The sequence below is a fragment of the Sphingobacterium mizutaii genome, assembly GCF_900187125.1.
Lineage (GTDB): Bacteria > Bacteroidota > Bacteroidia > Sphingobacteriales > Sphingobacteriaceae > Sphingobacterium > Sphingobacterium mizutaii.
On record NZ_LT906468.1, the window covers coordinates 3769114 to 3787928 of the forward strand.

The following is an 18815-nucleotide window of genomic DNA, read 5'->3' on the forward strand; positions in this document are numbered from 1 at the left end:
AGGCGTAACATTAGGACAATTTAATCGTAATAATAACTTGACCCTTACGAATAAATACGCTATTTTTACAGCAAATTTTTTTATCAATGAACATTCACGAATATCAAGGAAAAGAAATACTTAAGAGTTTCGGAGTAAGAGTACAAGAAGGTATTGTTGCTGAAACCCCAGAGCAAGCTGTTGAAGCTGCTAAGAGAATGAAAGAAGAATTCAACTCGGATTGGGTTGTGGTAAAAGCACAGATCCATGCGGGTGGCCGTGGTAAAGGTGGTGGTGTGAAATTAGCGAAGAACCAAGATGAAGTATTGCAACGCTCTACGGACATCATTGGCATGCAGCTAGTAACTCCACAGACTGGTCCAGAAGGTAAAAAAGTTAACAAGGTTTTAATCGCGCAGGATGTTTACTACCCTGGTGATAGCGAAACCAAAGAATTCTACATGTCTGTATTATTAGACCGTGCTACAGGTCGTAACATCATTATGTACTCTACAGAAGGTGGTATGGACATCGAAGAAGTTGCTGAAAAAACTCCACACCTTATTTTCAAAGAAGAGATCGACCCTAAAGTAGGTCTTCAAGGTTTCCAAGCTCGTAAAATCGCTTTCAACTTAGGTCTTACTGGTGCTGCGCACAAAGACATGGTTAAGTTTGTTGCTGCATTATACAAAGCTTACGATTCAATTGATGCATCTATGTTCGAAATCAACCCTGTTTTGAAAACATCTGATGATAAAATCTTAGCTGTTGATGCAAAAGTAAACTTGGATGAAAACGCATTATACCGTCATCCAGAAATCGCTGCTTTACGTGACATCACGGAAGAAGATCCAACTGAAGTTGAAGCTGGAGAATTCAACCTTAACTACGTTAAACTTGATGGAAACGTAGGATGTATGGTAAACGGTGCTGGTTTAGCGATGGCAACTATGGACATCATTAAAATTGCCGGTGGTGAACCTGCAAACTTCTTAGATGTGGGTGGTACTGCTAATGCTGAAACTGTTAAAGCTGGTTTCAACATCATCTTAAAAGACCCTAACGTAAAAGCTATTTTGATTAATATCTTCGGTGGTATCGTTCGTTGTGACCGTGTTGCTCAAGGTGTTATCGATGCATATAACGAAATCGGAAACATTCCAGTTCCAATTATCGTTCGTCTACAAGGTACAAACGCGAAAGAAGCAAAAGAATTGATCGACAATTCTGGCTTAAAAGTTTACTCAGCAATCCTATTGAAAGAAGCAGCTGAACTTGTAACTAAAGTATTAGAAGAAGGAAAATAATTTTCCTCCCATAAAAAAAGCGGGCTTTTCTCAAGAAAGCCCGCTTTTTTTATGAGGTATTTAGTATAAAGTATTTAGTAGTTAGACCTATTGCTTGTTTTCAGATTGGTGGTTATGTGATTTACAATAATGAAAAACTACTAATAACAATATACTAATTGCTAGTACAAATATTATTATAACATTTCCGTCATAATCCCCCTATTTAGAGCCCTATCCTAATCTAAATACTAAATACTAACTACTAAATACTACTTTTGTACTATACAATAAAACAAAAAACTATGACAACATCTACTTCAGATATTTCTCGCGAAAAGTCGGCGAAGTTATTTGAAAAAGCCAAGGAATACTTTCCTGGTGGTGTAAACTCTCCTGTTCGTGCATTCAAATCAGTATATGGAACTCCATTGTTCATTGAGCGTGGGGACAAAGCTCATCTTTGGGATGCTGATGGCAATGAATTTATTGACTATTGCTGTTCATGGGGTCCATTGATCCTTGGTCACAATACGCCAGAAATCCGTGAAGCCGTGCAAGAGCAATTAGGTAAAGGTTTGAGTTTTGGAGCTCCCACAGCTCTTGAAAATGATCTAGCGGAATTGATCCTTAGCAACAACAAAAAGATTGAAAAAATCCGTTTTGTAAGCTCAGGTACTGAAGCCGTGATGTCTGCTATCCGCCTAGCTCGCGGATATACCAAAAGAGACAAAATCGTAAAATTCGAAGGCTGTTACCATGGCCATTCTGACTCTCTATTGGTTAAGGCTGGTTCTGGTCTGGTAACCTTCGGTGAAACCTCTTCAGCGGGTGTACCTAAAGCTTTCGCAGATGAAACTATTGTAATTGCATTGAATGATAAAGAAGCCCTTAAAAAGGTATTTGCTGACTTCAAAGACCAAATTGCAGCGGTTATTATCGAAGGAGTCCCTGCGAATAACGGTCTATTGATCCAAGATAAAGACTATATCCATTTCCTTAGAGATATTACCAAGGAGAATGGCGCCTTATTAATCATGGACGAAGTGATCACTGGATTCCGTTTAGGATTTGAAGGAGCATCTAAATATTATGACATACAACCCGACATCTTGACTTACGGAAAGATTATCGGTGGTGGTATGCCTGTTGGCGCTTATGGAGCATCCAAAGAATTAATGGGCTGCATTTCGCCAGATGGTTCCGTGTACCAAGCTGGAACCTTATCGGGTAACCCTGTTGCCATGGCAGCTGGAATCGCAGCTTTGCAGATCCTGGCTCAACCAGGATTCTATGAAAAATTAGAAAAAACAACGCAAGAATTCGTTGCAGAACTTCGCTCTTTCATTCAAGAAAACGGATATGAAGTTTCTATTACGACGATAGGTTCAATTTTCTGGTTTGCCTTTACAGATAAGGAAAAAATCCAACGTGCTGACGAAATCGATCCAGCATCCATGGAAAAATATAAAGTCATGCATAGGGAGCTATTGAACAGAGGGATTTATTTTGGCCCGTCGGGTTATGAGGTAGGATTTATTTCCGCAGCTCATACAGAAGATGACCTTAAGAAAACACTTCTTGCTATAAAAGAAGCTTTACAGATTGTATTTCAATAAATAATAAACAATTTACCGTTATATTTGTTCTAGTAACATAACAAATTTCGACTAAATTTTAAATTAAGTGATGAGAACATTCAAATCAGCATTAGCAGTATTAGCTGCAACAGCGGTACTCGCTTCTTGCAATACCCCGACAAAAAATCAAGATGGTGAAGTTAAAGATTCTACAGCATTAGCTGACTCAGTTGGCGCAATTGCAGTAAATCCTCTTCAACATGCTAAAGACTTTCCTGGAGCAACTTTGAAGATCGCTTCATTAACTTCTGAAAAAGTAGGAACTGACTCTGCAAAGATCACCGTTAAATATGACGTTCAGAACTTTAAACTAACTGAACAAACTGAACATGAGCACCACATGGCTAACTCACATGATGGTCAGCATATCCACTTTATCTTGGATAACACACCGTATGTAGCTTTGTACAAACCAGAACATACATTTACAGTCCCTGTTAATTCTGAGCACTATTTAATGTCTTTCTTGTCTCGTTCATTCCACGAATCTTTAAAGACTGCAGATGCTTCAAAACTAGTGAAGTTCAAAGTAGAAGCTGATGGTAAAATCGCTGAGCTTCCTACTCCTACTGAACCATCTTTATTCTACAGCAGACCAAAAGGTGATTACAAAGGCGAAGAAACCAAAACTTTATTGTTAGACTTCTTCGTATCGAATGCAACTTTAGGCGCTGATAGCTTCAAAGTAAAAGCAAACATCAACGGTCAAGAGTTCACTTTGGATCAATGGGTTCCTTATGAAATCCTTAACCTGCCTCTAGGAGAAGCTACTGTTAAATTAACTTTAGTTGATAAAGACGGTAATGCAGTAACTGGAGACAATGTTTCAGTGGAAAGAAAAATCAACTTATTAGAGAAATAGGTTGTAAATACCACATAAAAAAGGGGATAATTTAATTTTTATCCCCTTTTTTATGTGGTAGATGTGAGTCTTGAGATTTGAGTATTGAGATATCAACCTATCTCCTCAACCACCTATTACTATATTGGATGAAAATGAGATAAGAATAAATACGGCCTACACTATTGAGAGCTGGACATGTCTCATATCTCATATCTCCCTCCCCTAAAAGCCAACCGACTTCAAGTTCAGCCCTGCTTTTTCATCCAAACCAAACATCAGGTTCATATTCTGTACAGCCTGTCCAGAAGCCCCTTTCAATAGGTTATCGGTAATATTTAGGATCAATAGCTTATCGCCATGTTTTTCCAAATGGATAATGCTCTTGTTGGTATTAACAACTTGTTTGATATCGATATTAGCCTTTGAAACATGCGTAAAAGGATGGGCAGCATAATAGGATTCATACAGCTCATAAGCTTCCGCTTCGCTAAGCTCCGAATCCACATAGATGGCAGAAAAGATACCTCTTGGGAATGCGCCACGTTGAGGAATAAAATTAATTTTCTGTGCAGCTCTTTCCAGCAAAGAACCCTCTCCCGCAGGAAGGAATCCCTCTTGCAATTGGTTTAACGATTCCGAGATCTCTTGCAGGTGCTGATGCTCAAAAGATTTATAAGCCGATAGGTTATGGCTTCTCCAGGAAAAATGCGTTGTTGTAGATGGTTTTTGACCTGCACCAGTAGATCCGGTAGTCGCATTCACATGGATCTGGTCTCCCAATAAACCTTTACTTGCCAGAGGCAATAATGCCAATTGTATATTCGTAGCAAAGCAACCAGGATTAGCGATATACTGTGCCGATACGATATCAGCTTTATTCAATTCAGGCAAGCCGTAGATAAAATTCTTTCCTTGGTATTCTGTGTTTGCCTTAAGCCTATAATCTTGTGAAAGATCAATGATCTTTACCGAAGGATCAATGGGATGAGCATCCAAAAACTTGCGTGCATCACCATGTCCAACACATAAGAACAACACATCGATGTCAGAATGAAAATCAGAGGAGAAGGTCAGGTCCGTATCTCCAAACAAATCATTATGTACATCCGAAAGTTTATTGCCTGCATTTGAAGCACTATTGGCAAATATTATATCCACGTTCGGGTGATAGATCAACACCCGAAACAATTCACCTCCAGTGTAGCCTGCCGACCCTACAATACCTACTTTAATTTTTTCCATTATGATAAATAATCAGTCTATATAAAACAAAAACCAAGGAGCCTAGACAGCTACCTTGGTTTGCAAAAAGATTTTCAATATTTGAAGAAAGGCGGTTAGCCTTTGTTATTTACTTTGTGCCAGATGATGGTTTGGTTACCGAAGATTTTCGAGAAACCTTTCACATCATCACCAGTGTAGCCTTTGTTCATTTCACCGTATGAACCAAACTTGTTGGACATCAAATCATGCTCAGACTCAATTCCCAAGATCACAAATCGGTACGGGTGAAGTTCGATAAATACGCGGCCTGAAACAGTATCCTGTGAACTTTGAAGGAAAGCCTCCATATCACGCATTACAGGATCATGCATCTGACCTTCGTGCATATAGTTACCATAGAAACCTGCTAATTGATCTTTCCAAGAAAGTTGCCATTTCGTCAAGGTATGTTTTTCCAAAGCATGGTGTGCTTTGATCAAAATAATTGGCCCAGCAGCCTCAAATCCAACACGTCCTTTGATACCGATGATGGTATCTCCAACGTGGATATCACGACCGATTCCATAAGGTTGAGCAATCGCTTGAAGCTCTTGGATAACCTTCACTGGATTCATTTTCTCACCATCTAAAGCAACTGGTTGACCGTTTTCAAAGTCAACAGTGATCTTACGAGGTTCTGTGGAAGTTACAGGAGTTGGCCATGCAGACTCTGGAAGGTATTCATTCGAAGTTAGCGTCTCTGCCCCTCCTACTGAAGTTCCCCATAATCCTTTATTGATGGAATATTTTGCTTTTTCAGCAGAATATTCAACACCATGTGAATTCAAATAATCAATTTCTGCCTCACGAGACAATTGTAGATCACGGATTGGTGTGATGATCTCTACACCCGGAATCAAGGTTTGGAAGATCATATCAAAACGAACCTGATCATTACCTGCACCTGTTGAACCATGGGCAACACATTCTGCTCCAATTTTCTTCGCATAGTTTGCTATCGCTGTGGCTTGGCAAACACGCTCAGCTGATACTGAAAGCGGATAAGTAGCATTTTTCAAAACATTACCAAAAATCAAATACTTGATGGTGTCTTGGTAATAGTCTTCAGTTTCATCAATAGTAGTATGCGACTTTACACCTAGGTCATAGGCCTTTTTTTCGATATTCTTTAATTCTTCCGCTGAAAAACCTCCGGTATTTACTACAACGGAGTGAACTTCTAATCCTAAGTCACGAGACAGGTAGATACAACAGAAGGAAGTATCCAACCCACCACTAAATGCTAAAACTACTTTTTTCATTTGATAACGATTAATATGCTGATGATAACAAAAATAACAAATTAAAAACCTTTAACAGGTCTAATCCCTACGGGAATTACCGCAGCGACCATTTTTTTAGTCGATCTCCAAAGCTTGGCTTCTATTCTTTTCAATAGCGATTGCTTTTTGGAAATACGATCCAGACGCTCTTTAGCTTCTGCTTTACGAAGGATCTTTTCTTTAAGCTCTTTTTCCTTTTCCACTGGATCCCATAACATCGCCGTACACATACAGTTCTTACGATCTTTAGAAACCAAGATGTCAAAGTTCACACAAGACTGGCATCCTTTCCAGAATTCCTCATCTTGCGTCAACTCAGAATAAGTAACCGGCTCATATCCTAAATCAGAATTGATTTTCATGACTGCCAATCCTGTGGTCAATCCGAAAATCTTCGCATTCGGATACTTCTCTCTGGACAGGTCAAAGACACGTTTCTTGATGGCTTTTGCCAAACCTACCTTACGGAATTGCGGATTGACAATAAGGCCTGAATTCGCCACATAATCACCATGGCTCCAGGTCTCAATATAACAGAAACCAGCCCAAGTCCCATCCTTATGTAAAGCAATAACTGCCTTACCTTCCTCCATCTTACGCGCTACGTATTCTGGTTTTCTGCGTGCAATACCTGTCCCACGAGCCTTTGCAGACTCGAACATTTCATTACAGACTTCGTCGGCATACTTTACATGGTTTGCCGTCGCGGGAATAATTAAAAAATCTGAGATTGTCATTGAATAATGTCGACCTAAAAAATAAATACCAAAGTATTTGAACTAACTAATCTAATTTGAATATCAATCGCCGAGCCGGGCGAATGACAATATGGGAAGTTTGCCTGCCTCGGTATCAAGCTCGAGGCAGAATAGGTCGTCGGAATCGAAGAACTGGACAGTTAAATCTACGCATTGCATAATATGCCCTTATACTAAGCTTGATGCAAGCTTGAGCGAAAGAATTCATATTTAACTTGTTACAATACATATATTTTTGTCTTATATACTTAGTGATCAGACAGCGCAAAAGTAAACAATTATTTTTTTCTTTTATGCAATCTGAAAGTAGTTTTTTTATTTATAAAATAAATTCGCCCTAAATTCATTGAAAACCTTTCAATCAGACTTTCCAATTATTGAAAGGTTTAAAATCTTTCATTGTTTTGTAAGATTTCAATTCAAAATGAAGCATTTGCATCGATATATAAATAAATCCTTAATTTTGCATCAAATTAAAAAATCATGGTTGGTCCAAGTATCTTTTTTTACGCCCTATTCGTTATCCCTTACATCCTTTTTATGTACTGGTTGGTTAAGCAAGACAAAAAGAAATATATGTGGGGAGTAATAGTCGTAACGGTAGTTGCCATTTTTGGTTTGGTCGTTTCCCAACGTGCCAGCAAGATCGCAATGGAAAACTACAAACAGCATCAAATCGATGCCCGCGAAATTGAAGCAGAAAACAGAGCTGATAGCTTAAATCACAAATAAGAAATTCTCTAATCATAGAAAAAAGGGCAATAGAATCATCTATTGCCCTTTCTTGTATATCTCTATTCCTATTTTATTTGGTAATTCCTTCCAACTTAAATAGGAATGCATAACTCAATGCAACATCTTTCAGATAGTCAAACCTTCCAGAAGCTCCACCATGTCCATAATCCATATCCGTTTTCAATAGGATTACATTATTGCCCTTTTTGGTTGCACGTAATTTCGCGACCCATTTTGCTGGCTCAAAATACTGCACCTGGCTATCATGAAGCCCTGTTGTCACCAATAGGTTTGGATATTCTTTAGCCTCAATATTTTCATACGGAGAATATGATTTCATATAATCATAAGCTTCTTTGTTGTTTGGATTACCCCATTCATCATACTCATTCGTCGTCAATGGAATGCTTTCATCCAGCATGGTATTGACTACATCAACAAATGGTACCTGAGCAATCACTCCATTCCAGATCTCAGGTGACATATTGATCACAGCACCCATCAATAATCCTCCTGCACTTCCACCTTGGGCATAGAGATGTTCCTTAGCGGTAAACTTCTGATCGATCAAAAACTTCCCGCAGTCTATAAAATCCGTGAAAGTATTCTTCTTTTTCATCATTTTTCCATCTTCATACCACTGTCTACCCATTTCCTCACCACCACGGATATGAGCTAAGGCATAGATAAACCCTCTATCCAACAAGGACAATCTCGAAGAACTGAAGCTTGGATCCATGGAATTGCCATAAGAACCGTAGGCATACAATAACAATGGAGCAGTACCATCCTTTTTGGTTCCCTTCTTATAGACAATAGAAATAGGAACCTCCGTACCATCTGCTACCTTCGCCATGACGCGCTCAGTCACATAATTCTTCATATCATAACCACCAAGAACCTCTTGTTGCTTCATCAAGGTCTTATCTTTGGTTTTCATATTATAGTCAAAAGTTGACGAGGGAGTAACCATCGATGTATATCCATACCTTATTACGTCGGTATTATATTCTGCATTCGTACTTGGATAGACCGTATATGCCGCTTCACCGAAATCCAGGTAGTGCTGCGAGTTGTCCTTTAGGTTTCTGATTGCCAATTGTGTCAATCCATTTTTCCTTTCCGAAATGGCTACATAATTAGCAAACTCATCAATCCCCTGAACCAAAACACCCTGTCTATGCGGAATGTATTCCTTCCAATTCTCTTTTGTAGTCTTATCCAATGGCGTTTCCATTACCTTAAAGTTCTGGGCATTGTCATTAGTAACAATCAAAAACTTATCTGCCAATGGCGTCACATCATACAGCACATCCTTCATTCTAGGTTGGAAAACCTTGAACTCTGCATTCGGCTCATCTGCCTTTATATACCTAGTCTCCGAACTTAGCGTACCTCCTGAATAAATAAAGATATATTGATCGTTCTTGGATTTACTTACACCTATATAATTGGTGTTATCCTTTTCTTCATAAACTACGGCATCCGATCCAGCATCTGTACCCAAGGTATGGCGCTTGATCTTTTCACTTAATAAGGTCACTGGATTCTTGGAGGTATAGAAGATCGTTTTATTATCAGATGCCCATACTGAACCACCAGAAGTCCTTACAATTTTATCCGCTAATAGCTCCCCCGTTTCCAGGTTCTTGAATTGGATAACATATTCTCTTCTTGAAACGGTATCAACTGAAAACGCAAGCAATTTGTTATCCGGGCTTACCGTAGCACCACCGATGGCATAATAGGCAAATCCTTCCGCCATCTTATCTACATCCAATAGCACTTCTTCCTTAGCATCCAAACTACCCTTCTTACGGCAAAGCTTGAAATATTGTTTGCCTTCTTCGGTCCTTTGATAATAATAATACCCGTTTTTCAAATATGGAACGCTCTCATCAGTTTCCTTGATCCTACCTTTCATTTCCTTGAATAGGATATCCTGAAAAGATTCAGTATCCTTCATCATGGCTTCGGTATATTTATTCTCTGCCTCCAGATAGGCTACTACCTGTGCAGAATCAGCTCCCTTCTTGAAATAATCAATCATCCAATAATAAGGATCAGAGACGGTATCACCGTGGATTATTCTTTCATGGGCTTTCTTTTCGGCAATAGGTGCGCTTGAATCGGGCCAGTTCAATGGCTCTTTCTGTACTTTGTTATCTGATGAACAGGATGATATCATGATTGACAATATTAAACCAATTACATATTTATCTTTCATACTATTTAGTTAATAATGGTTATTGAATGCTTAAAAATAAGATAAAATTTTTGTGATTTTAGATTAATTAACAAAAGCATCTAGTTGAAAATATTAAATTTGTCGAATTATAATCTATAAAAATATGATAGGAACAAATAAATTTCTGTGCTATTTAGCTTTAGGAATTCTTCCGACACTTGGTTTTAGCCAAGATAAGACTGCTACTCCTCCCGCAAATTGGTATAATCTTGATTTTCAAAAAGACGGTGTCATGGGGATCAGTACTGAAAAAGCCCAAGAACTTTTAAAAGGAAAAAAAGCAACTCCAGTAGTTGTGGCCGTTCTTGATGGTGGAGTGGATATCCAACATGAAGATTTAAAGGATGTATTATGGACCAATCCAAAGGAAATCCCAGGTAATGGCAAAGATGATGATGGCAACGGCTATATCGACGATGTCCACGGATGGAACTTTATTGGAGGTAAAGATGGTTTGAATGTTAATCAAGACAACCTAGAGGTAACCCGCTTGATCCGAATTTACGAACCTAAATACATTTCAGTATTGCCAACTACGCCGCTTTCTGAAAAAGAAAGAAGGGAATTCGTAGCCTACCAAAAAATGATCACCGATTATACTTCCAAAATGGAAGAAGCATCTTTCGGTAAGTTGAACTACGGTCGACTTAAAAATGAAGTGGATGCAGTAATCAAAAAAATTGGCAAAGAACCAAAAGATATCACTAAAGCCGATTTAGACGCTTTCCAACCGGAAGGTGACCAACAAAAAATGGCTGTAAGAATTGCAAAGAAAGAACTGGACAATGGTTCATTCGATAAATTCTACACCGATATCAATGATGCTGTAACATACTTTACAGATCAAGCGGATTACCATTTGAACAAGGAGTTTGATCCAAGGCACGTTGTAGGCGACAATTACGAAGATGCCTCTCAACGGGATTACGGAAACCCAGACGTAAAAGGTCCAGATGCGGAACATGGAACACACGTTGCCGGTATTATCGGGGCCAAGCGCAACAACAACAAAGGAGTTAACGGCGTTGCGGACAACGTTCAGATCATGGCTGTTCGTCTAGTACCTAATGGTGATGAACGCGACAAAGATGTTGCCAATGGAATCCGTTATGCAGTGGACAATGGCGCAAGAGTAATAAACATGAGCTTCGGTAAAGGTTATGCTTACAATAAAAAAGCAGTGGATGAAGCTATAAAATATGCAGAATCCAAGGATGTTTTACTTGTTCATGCCGCTGGTAATGATTCCCAAGATAATGATATTGAGAAAAACTATCCAACCAAGTATTTTACGGATAGTGTAGATGCTATTGTCGGAGAAGCTAAAAATTGGATCACGGTAGGTGCTACAGGCTTGAAACAAGATGCTGATCTATTGGCCAGCTTCTCAAACTATGGTTATCGTAGTGTGGATGTGTTTGCACCGGGTGTTAAGATCAACTCGACCATCCCTGAATCTAAATACAAAGAAAACCAAGGTACAAGTATGGCAGCCCCTGTTGTTGCAGGTTTAGCAGCGATGATCCGTGCTTATTACCCTTCATTGACTGCAGAACAAGTGAAAGATGTGATCATGAAGAGCGTAACTAAAGTAGACCAAAAAGTAAAAATCAAAAAAGATGGTAACACGAAACGTGTCTATCTGGATGAAATCAGTGTAAGTGGAGGTATTGTGAATGCCTATAACGCTATCGTAGAGGCTAATAAATTAGTTTCAGAAAAAAAGTAAAAAAATGTTAAATTTTTCACAATATTGCTAAGTATCTTGCGTTTAGATAGAAAACAAGATGCTTATGGTCGAAAACTCTACTAAAACAAAAGAAGTAAATTACGAAGGTCAACTTTCAGGTATCATTCAAGACGTTAATCTTGAATTATCATTCGAGGAGAAAATCAAAAGTTGCATACAACAGTTGTCTAAAGATCCAGAAGACAGAACTATAGAAAGTATCCTCAATTATTCTAAGACCTTACGTAACTTATAATAACGAAGCCATTCTAAGAAAGAGTGGCTTCGTCAATTATACACTATTCCCTTCACAAAGCTTAAATCTTCCCTAGAAATATTATTATCTTTGTTTATGCTGATAAAAGAACGTTACAAGGCTTTTGTTGAATATTTTTCTACCCATAATCCCGATGCTCAAACGGAACTGAATTATGGCAATCCCTTTGAATTGCTGATTGCAGTAATCCTTTCCGCACAATGCACGGACAAACGCATCAATCAGGTCACTCCTGCTTTATTTGAACGATATCCTAACCCTGAATCCCTAGCGGCAAGCTCCTCCGATGAAGTATTCACTTATATTAAGTCGGTAAGTTATCCTAACAACAAAGCAAAGCACTTAGTTGGGATGGCGCAAAAGCTCCTGAGTGAATTCCATGGAGAAATCCCTGAAAAGGTAGAAGACCTGGTCAAACTTCCTGGAGTAGGAAGAAAAACAGCCAATGTAATTTCTTCTGTTGTTTTCCATAACCCTGCCATGGCGGTAGATACCCATGTGTTCCGTGTCGCCGATAGAATTGGTTTGACCAATAAGGCAACAACTCCGCTTGCAGCAGAAAAGCAACTTGTCAAACATTTACCCAAAGATACCATAGCTATGGCTCACCATTGGCTCATCTTACATGGTCGGTATATATGCTTGGCTAGATCGCCAAAATGCGATATTTGCCCAATCTCCTATTTTTGTCGATATTTTGAACGAAATAAAAAGGCAAAATTGGTTCACAAAGATTAAATCAAACTTCCAAATACCAGCTTTAAACAATTAAAAAAGCACCTCAAGAAAACATTAACATAAAATAACTAACTTTTTTAGCATTTTATTTGTAAAATTCATTATTATAAATTATTTTTGACAACGTTATACTAAAAATATGAGCAACTCAGACAAATTAAAAGCCTTACAGCTTACATTAGATAAATTAGAAAAGAACTACGGAAAAGGTACCATCATGAAATTAGGCGATACAGCTGTTGAACCTATTGAAGCTATCTCTACAGGTTCATTAGGCTTAGATATCGCTTTAGGTATTGGTGGTGTTCCAAAAGGACGTATTATCGAAATCTATGGCCCTGAATCTTCTGGTAAGACTACCTTAGCTACTCATATTGTAGCAGAAGCGCAGAAAAAAGGCGGTATCGCAGCGATTATCGATGCGGAGCACGCTTTTGATAAATATTATGCACAGAAGCTTGGTGTAGATATCGAAAACCTCTTGATTTCCCAACCAGATAATGGTGAGCAAGCTTTAGAAATTGCTGATAACTTAATCCGTTCTGGAGCCATCGACGTTATTGTTATTGACTCGGTTGCAGCTTTAGTACCTAAAGGTGAGATTGAAGGTGAAATGGGTGAATCCAAAATGGGTCTTCAAGCTCGTTTGATGTCCCAAGCTTTACGTAAGTTGACCGGTACAATCTCAAAAACCAACTGTTGTTGTATCTTCATCAACCAATTACGTGAGAAAATCGGTGTTATGTTCGGTAACCCTGAAACAACCACTGGTGGTAATGCCTTGAAATTCTATGCTTCCGTACGTTTGGATATCCGTCGTACCTCACAGATCAAAGATTCTGATGAAGTATCAGGTAACCGCGTAAAAGTGAAGATCGTTAAAAATAAAGTTGCTCCTCCATTCCGTATCGCTGAATTTGACATCATGTTTGGTGAAGGTATCTCTAAAGTTGGTGAAATCATCGACTTAGGCGTTGAATACGGAATCGTTAAAAAATCGGGTTCATGGTTCAGCTATGGTGACACTAAACTTGGACAGGGCCGAGATGCCGTTAAAACCTTGCTTTTAGACAATCCAGATTTAATGGATGAACTAGAACACAAAATCAGAGCTGAAGTAAGTGGTGTAGATCTTGATCAAGCTGCTATCAGAGAAGAAGATTAATTAGAATCATTTTTTACAAAACTCCTCTAGGTTTCAAATTAATAGGAGTATATATTGAAACAGCATCTCAATGGAGGTGCTGTTTTTTTTTATAGCTCAAACCCGCTTTTGTCAAACTGTTGCTACAGCAGGAATAACTTGTGTAATACAAAGATGTTTTTTATAAATTTACAAGTACACAAATTAACCATAAACAAGCATGAGTTTTAATAGAAGAAACTTCCTTAAGGGAATTGGTTTAATTGGTTTAGGAGCTAGCACCCCCGCTTATGCAGAAAAACTGGTCCCGAAACAAAATGCAGCCTTTTCATTAGCCTGCCCACCCTACCTACAAAACCTAAACGCTGAAACAGTAACCATCTGTGCCATTTTCAACAAACCTTGCCTAGCTTGGATTGAAGTCCTTGATGCCAACAACAATACCCTGAAATCCGTTTATCAGGTCGAAGATGGAATGCGAAATGCCAATGCGGAACTGTTCAAATTCCAAGTGAACCATAAAAACGGACAGTTAAAATATAAGGTCGTGGCAAAGGAAATCAGCAAATTCGAACCCTACAAAATTGAGTATGCTGGCACTATCCAGTCGGAGCCTTTCGATATCACCTTGCCTCAACCAAAACAGGATAGCATACACTGTTTGATCCTGAACGATATCCATGAAGATAAAGACAGCTACACTTACCTATTTGATAAGAGCAAATTGGCAAAAAAGGATTTGGTATTCTTAAATGGCGATTCTTTCCACTATGTGACCAACCAAGCAGACCTGACCGAAAAACTATTGAAGCCTGTAGGAAATAAGTTTGCCAGCACTATTCCATTCCTCATGATCCGAGGCAACCATGAAACAAGGGGAGCTTTTGCCAGGGACTATAAAAAATACTTTGATTATCCAGAAAACAAATTCTACCAAGCCTTCCGCATGGGGCCCATCTATTGGATTATCCTAGACAGCGGTGAAGATAAACCAGATGACCATGAAGTTTATGCAGGGACAGTAGATTATGACAACTACCGATTGGAGCAAAAGGAATGGTTGTCAAAAGTCCTCCAATCAAAAGAACGTAAAGAAGCAAAACATACCCTTGTCATCACCCATATTCCATTCCATCACTCGGATGATTGGCATGGTACAAAACATAATTATGAGTGCTTCCACGATATACTGAATAGCAATAAAGTGGATGCCGTGATTTCTGGACACACCCATAAATACAGCTTCCACCCACCAGACAATTCCCATAACTATTATGTGATCATTGGTGGTGGGCCAAAAGCAGGAAACAGAACCTACGTAGATATCACCGCGCAAGGCAAAACCCTTCAAGTATCCTTGAACCTTGACGACGGAAGTACGATCAATAGGTTCTCAAAAAATGTTTAAGCAAACTCAAGAGCCAACTTTTAAATAAAAGAATCCCAGATTAAAGAATAGCTAAGGCCATCTTCAATCTGGGATTCTTATTTATTTTCTGCTAAGCCATAAAATAGGCTTAGCCATTAAGCTTATTATTCAACAGCAAAGAATGAATTCAACTCTGCCAATGTTTCTTCCGTTTTGATACCATCCTTTACAACCAAGCCCATGTTCAAGGCAATGATCCGGTCTGCAGTTTCAACTGTATGGGAAAGATCATGACTGGAAATCAACAGCGTTACGTCTTTATTTTCCCTTATTTTTGCAATCAGTTTTTTCAACCTAAATTGTGTGGTTGGATCCAGGTTTGCAAAAGGCTCATCCAAGATAATCAAATCCGGATTTCCAATGAGTGCCCCAACGATCCCCACCTTTTTTTGGTTTCCTTTGGATAGATCACGGACGTAGACTTTCTTATCTAATACTTCACCATTAAAAAATTCTGCATGCTCTGCCAACAGAGCATCTACATCACTTTTGTTCATCCCTCGTAACTCGCCTAGAAAATAGAAATATTCCTCGGGGGTCAGGTATCCAATCAGGAAGCTATCATCAATAAAAGCTGTGGTAAATTTCTTCCATCCGTCTTGTCCATGAACTGGAATACCATTCAATAATATCTCGCCAGAATCCGGTTGGATAAGATCCAAAATCAAACTAAACATAGTTGTTTTCCCTGCGCCGTTATTTCCAACTACCCCTACACTCTCGCCTTTGCCAATATGTAAACTCGGGATATTAAGTACCCGAATTCCATTATAGCTTTTTATTATATCTTTTATCTCGATCATTTATTTTCAATTCAATATCTACAATTAATTATTAACTTCCTTAAACCCAATCAATATCTTGTACTTATTCTCTTGATACTTTTTAGCGATCCTATTTAATATTTCATTCCTCATAGCAAACCCAATTAAGCCAATGACAATCAGTGTAATATTGGCCACATGGATTCCCCCCGCATAATAGGCAATTGCCCAAATAATAATTGGTGCAATCAATAACGGAATACCCACTAACCATTGAGCTGCACCCGTACCTTGATAGTTAAAGATATTGCCATTATCTAGATCAATCCTCTTCCTATTCATGGATCCGAAATAGAGGATAACAGGCACGTTGACTCCTAAATTATAAATCGCACAAGCAATATTCACCCAAACAATTATCCATCCGAAATAAAGATAACCCGTACTCAACACGGTCATGATTGCAATTGAGAGATACATCAGCATCGCTTTGGATTCCAAATATAATTTGATAGGCATATTTTGAGTCATGAGCATCGCATAGTAGGTACTATCCCAAGCTGGAACAAATTGACCAAAATTGATCACAAATATTCCCGTAATAAAAACCCCAACAAAAACTAAAGAAGTCGGGTTACCTTCCTTTTGTGGATAGAAAAGTAGGCCATAGAGGACAAATATCAAACAAGAGTAAATTACTGTCCTCGCTCTTTTCGACCTCCAGATCAATTTCATGTCCAACTGAAGAAAGGGAGCCAATTCTCCAAAACGGTTCGTCCATGAAAGATCATAATTTTTGACTACCGATCTTTCTTTTTGCAGATAAGCATCCAAAAACAAATTCTTTTTGACATCATGATAGAGCAGAAAATAACTCAATACCGCTAAGACTACCGCAGCTAAACATAAAACTGAATATTGTAAAACCAGATCGAAATACTGTCCAAATAATCCTGAAACGGAATATATTTCGAAATAATCCAAGCCAAATATGATTGCAAGTAATGCAAGAATTGGAAGGGTCTTCAAAACACCATTATCGAAATTCTGCTGTACATAAAGATTCAGGTAGTTAATGACATATTCAAATCCCACGACGGCAATGCACCAAGCTAATAATTGAAAATTCGTGAAATCAGTTACTCTTGCAGTAATTATCAAATAGGGCACAACAACGGCCAACAGCATCCAATTCCAAAAAGAATTAGATGATTTCAAGAGCGTATAGTTCACAATGTTACTCCGTGGTATATTTAAGACCAACAAAGGCTTGACATTCAATATGGGAAGCTTTTGCATCATCAACCGTATCAAGAAGCTCAAAAAGAACCAATACAACAGAAATTTCCCCACAAAATGGATCGGCACCTGATTTGGGAACAATTCACTGATCAAGAAATGTAACGATACTCCAAAGGTCACCGCAGACCCTAGAAAATAAATTCCTAGGAAAGCTAGAAGAAGCCTGACCGACAAACTTTTCCCCAGATCAGCCGACCTAAAAAAAGACCTCCATTCCAATAAAAACAATCTTTTAAACATATACGCAGCTCTAATTGATGATCAGTTTAATAATGGTAACACCACGTTAGTATTGTAGTGATTTTCTGTATCAAAATAAGAAAATTTAGGGAATGATAGAAAAATATTTGAAGTAGGACTTGGGAGATGGGGATTATATGAACCAGGATTGGGTTCGACTCCGCTCACCCAACGAGGATGGGAGGACGGACCAAGATCTGGGCATGAACCAGGATGGATGGGATGGGAGGACGGACGAAGATTATGATATGAACCAGGATTCATGGGATAAGAGGATGGACCAAGATTATGATATGAATCTTGTTTCCTTGACTATATTTGACCCCAAATTCGTAGGGGCTTATTCCATAAGCCCGCATCCTATTTTGAATATAATAAGTTTTCATTGACGAACAGGTCACTCAAACCACGTTCACAATTATGCCGTTCATCCTGATGTAGGAAGGATCTTGAAACTATACAAAAAATAATTGAAATACTGCGGATTGCATTGACGAACAGGTCCTCGAACCACGTTCACAATTATGCCGTTCATCCTGATGTAGGAAGGATCTTGAAACTATACAAAAAAATGATTGAAATACTGCGGATTGCATTGACGAACAGGTCCTAAACATTCGATTTAGGATGACAAAATGTAGTGGACATTTGCGTACAGATTCTTCACTCAGCGTTCAGAATTGGAAATGTCTTAGAGAGGGATTCAGAGCGCAGCGAAGAATCTAATTTTTATTTTTTTTAAGGAATCGTTGTCATCTCGAATCGTAAGATGAGAGAACCATTTTTTATTGTTTACGCTCTTAAAGTGGAATTGCAGAAAAATATTTCACCCCTTTCAAGGGTTCCCAATTTTACGAACATCAATCCTTCCGCAGGAACTCCTTTAGCCCCCGGCTCAATTCCAGTGGCGGAAAAATGGAAAGAATGCCGATGCCTGTGCGATGGGATTGGCCTTGGAATACTTTCAGAAGTTCATCCCATTAAAAGGGGTGATCTTCTGAAAGATATTCCCGACAACAAAGCATTCTATCCATGTGCGGGAGCCCGCGCGAAAAGCCACCTTAAATGGGCTGAAGCGTTTTGGTTACTTTTGCGCTCCAAAAGTAACGAAGAATCTATTTTTTGTTTTTTTTAAGGATCGGTGTCATCGTAAGTT

General features: G+C 38.7%; 16 protein-coding genes. 10 read left to right on the top strand and 6 right to left on the bottom strand.

Annotation, left to right across the window (positions count from 1 at the left end):
* Positions 1-86 precede the first annotated feature (86 nt).
* The 3 genes from sucC (at position 87) to CKW03_RS16275 (ending at position 3767) form a co-directional block, all read left to right on the top strand.
* Positions 87-1286 (top strand): ADP-forming succinate--CoA ligase subunit beta, encoded by a 1200-nt coding sequence (gene sucC / locus CKW03_RS16265; RefSeq protein WP_093100322.1) that lies wholly within the window; start codon positions 87-89, stop codon positions 1284-1286.
* A gap of 284 nt (positions 1287-1570) precedes the next feature.
* Positions 1571-2884 (top strand): glutamate-1-semialdehyde 2,1-aminomutase, encoded by a 1314-nt coding sequence (gene hemL, locus CKW03_RS16270; protein WP_093100323.1) that lies wholly within the window; start codon positions 1571-1573, stop codon positions 2882-2884.
* Between the two features lie 70 nt (positions 2885-2954).
* Positions 2955-3767 (top strand): hypothetical protein, encoded by an 813-nt coding sequence (locus CKW03_RS16275; RefSeq protein ID WP_093100324.1) that lies wholly within the window; start codon positions 2955-2957, stop codon positions 3765-3767.
* A 204-nt stretch (positions 3768-3971) separates the two neighbouring features.
* Here the strand turns inward: CKW03_RS16275 and argC are convergent, their stop codons facing one another.
* From argC to CKW03_RS16290, 3 genes are all read right to left on the bottom strand, one after another.
* A complete protein-coding gene (argC, locus tag CKW03_RS16280; RefSeq protein WP_093100325.1) occupies positions 3972-4991 on the bottom strand; it encodes an N-acetyl-gamma-glutamyl-phosphate reductase in 1020 nt (339 codons plus the stop codon).
* Between the two features lie 95 nt (positions 4992-5086).
* Positions 5087-6274 (bottom strand): argininosuccinate synthase, encoded by a 1188-nt coding sequence (argG, locus tag CKW03_RS16285; protein ID WP_093100326.1) that lies wholly within the window; start codon positions 6272-6274, stop codon positions 5087-5089.
* A 41-nt stretch (positions 6275-6315) separates the two neighbouring features.
* Complete coding sequence (locus tag CKW03_RS16290; RefSeq protein ID WP_093100327.1) at positions 6316-7032, bottom strand: N-acetyltransferase; 717 nt, start codon at positions 7030-7032, stop codon at positions 6316-6318.
* 504 nt (positions 7033-7536) lie between these two features.
* On the opposite strand from CKW03_RS16290, the gene CKW03_RS16295 reads away from it, so the two are divergent.
* A complete protein-coding gene (locus CKW03_RS16295) occupies positions 7537-7785 on the top strand; it encodes a hypothetical protein (protein WP_093100328.1) in 249 nt (82 codons plus the stop codon).
* Positions 7786-7858: 73 nt separating this feature from the next.
* Here CKW03_RS16295 and CKW03_RS16300 read toward each other — a convergent pair whose 3' ends face one another.
* Positions 7859-10015 carry a S9 family peptidase gene (locus tag CKW03_RS16300; protein WP_093100329.1) on the bottom strand — a complete coding sequence of 719 codons (2157 nt, stop codon included), beginning with the start codon at positions 10013-10015 and terminating at the stop codon, positions 7859-7861.
* Positions 10016-10139: 124 nt separating this feature from the next.
* Here CKW03_RS16300 and CKW03_RS16305 point away from each other — a divergent pair, with 124 nt between their 5' ends.
* The 4 genes from CKW03_RS16305 (at position 10140) to CKW03_RS16325 (ending at position 15332) form a co-directional block, all read left to right on the top strand.
* Positions 10140-11765 (top strand): S8 family peptidase, encoded by a 1626-nt coding sequence (locus CKW03_RS16305; protein WP_093100330.1) that lies wholly within the window; start codon positions 10140-10142, stop codon positions 11763-11765.
* 352 nt (positions 11766-12117) lie between these two features.
* Positions 12118-12780 carry an endonuclease III gene (gene nth, locus CKW03_RS16315; RefSeq protein ID WP_093100332.1) on the top strand — a complete coding sequence of 221 codons (663 nt, stop codon included), beginning with the start codon at positions 12118-12120 and terminating at the stop codon, positions 12778-12780.
* Between the two features lie 139 nt (positions 12781-12919).
* Positions 12920-13945 carry a recombinase RecA gene (recA, locus tag CKW03_RS16320; protein ID WP_093100333.1) on the top strand — a complete coding sequence of 342 codons (1026 nt, stop codon included), beginning with the start codon at positions 12920-12922 and terminating at the stop codon, positions 13943-13945.
* A gap of 199 nt (positions 13946-14144) precedes the next feature.
* Positions 14145-15332, top strand: coding sequence for a metallophosphoesterase family protein (locus CKW03_RS16325; RefSeq protein ID WP_093100334.1), 1188 nt, complete (start codon positions 14145-14147; stop codon positions 15330-15332).
* A 125-nt stretch (positions 15333-15457) separates the two neighbouring features.
* Here CKW03_RS16325 and CKW03_RS16330 read toward each other — a convergent pair whose 3' ends face one another.
* Positions 15458-16156, bottom strand: a complete 699-nt coding sequence (locus tag CKW03_RS16330) for an ABC transporter ATP-binding protein (RefSeq protein ID WP_093100335.1) — start codon at positions 16154-16156, stop codon at positions 15458-15460.
* Positions 16157-16180: 24 nt separating this feature from the next.
* Complete coding sequence (locus CKW03_RS16335) at positions 16181-17659, bottom strand: DUF5687 family protein (RefSeq protein ID WP_093100336.1); 1479 nt, start codon at positions 17657-17659, stop codon at positions 16181-16183.
* 137 nt (positions 17660-17796) lie between these two features.
* Here CKW03_RS16335 and CKW03_RS16340 point away from each other — a divergent pair, with 137 nt between their 5' ends.
* Together CKW03_RS16340 and CKW03_RS16345 are read left to right on the top strand one after the other, a co-directional pair.
* Complete coding sequence (locus CKW03_RS16340; RefSeq protein ID WP_093100337.1) at positions 17797-18048, top strand: hypothetical protein; 252 nt, start codon at positions 17797-17799, stop codon at positions 18046-18048.
* Positions 18049-18428: 380 nt separating this feature from the next.
* The gene (locus CKW03_RS16345) at positions 18429-18794 is read left to right on the top strand and encodes a hypothetical protein (protein ID WP_093100338.1); all 366 of its coding nucleotides are present in this window, start codon (positions 18429-18431) and stop codon (positions 18792-18794) included.
* Positions 18795-18815 lie beyond the last annotated feature (21 nt).

Coding starts and splice junctions, on each gene's coding strand:
- sucC (WP_093100322.1), top strand. CDS start 87: ATGAACATTCACGAATATCAAGGAAAAGAAATACTTAAGAGTTTCGGA.
- hemL (WP_093100323.1), top strand. CDS start 1,571: ATGACAACATCTACTTCAGATATTTCTCGCGAAAAGTCGGCGAAGTTA.
- CKW03_RS16275 (WP_093100324.1), top strand. CDS start 2,955: ATGAGAACATTCAAATCAGCATTAGCAGTATTAGCTGCAACAGCGGTA.
- argC (WP_093100325.1), bottom strand. CDS start 4,991: ATGGAAAAAATTAAAGTAGGTATTGTAGGGTCGGCAGGCTACACTGGA.
- argG (WP_093100326.1), bottom strand. CDS start 6,274: ATGAAAAAAGTAGTTTTAGCATTTAGTGGTGGGTTGGATACTTCCTTC.
- CKW03_RS16290 (WP_093100327.1), bottom strand. CDS start 7,032: ATGACAATCTCAGATTTTTTAATTATTCCCGCGACGGCAAACCATGTA.
- CKW03_RS16295 (WP_093100328.1), top strand. CDS start 7,537: ATGGTTGGTCCAAGTATCTTTTTTTACGCCCTATTCGTTATCCCTTAC.
- CKW03_RS16300 (WP_093100329.1), bottom strand. CDS start 10,015: ATGAAAGATAAATATGTAATTGGTTTAATATTGTCAATCATGATATCA.
- CKW03_RS16305 (WP_093100330.1), top strand. CDS start 10,140: ATGATAGGAACAAATAAATTTCTGTGCTATTTAGCTTTAGGAATTCTT.
- nth (WP_093100332.1), top strand. CDS start 12,118: ATGCTGATAAAAGAACGTTACAAGGCTTTTGTTGAATATTTTTCTACC.
- recA (WP_093100333.1), top strand. CDS start 12,920: ATGAGCAACTCAGACAAATTAAAAGCCTTACAGCTTACATTAGATAAA.
- CKW03_RS16325 (WP_093100334.1), top strand. CDS start 14,145: ATGAGTTTTAATAGAAGAAACTTCCTTAAGGGAATTGGTTTAATTGGT.
- CKW03_RS16330 (WP_093100335.1), bottom strand. CDS start 16,156: ATGATCGAGATAAAAGATATAATAAAAAGCTATAATGGAATTCGGGTA.
- CKW03_RS16335 (WP_093100336.1), bottom strand. CDS start 17,659: ATGTTTAAAAGATTGTTTTTATTGGAATGGAGGTCTTTTTTTAGGTCG.
- CKW03_RS16340 (WP_093100337.1), top strand. CDS start 17,797: ATGAACCAGGATTGGGTTCGACTCCGCTCACCCAACGAGGATGGGAGG.
- CKW03_RS16345 (WP_093100338.1), top strand. CDS start 18,429: ATGAGAGAACCATTTTTTATTGTTTACGCTCTTAAAGTGGAATTGCAG.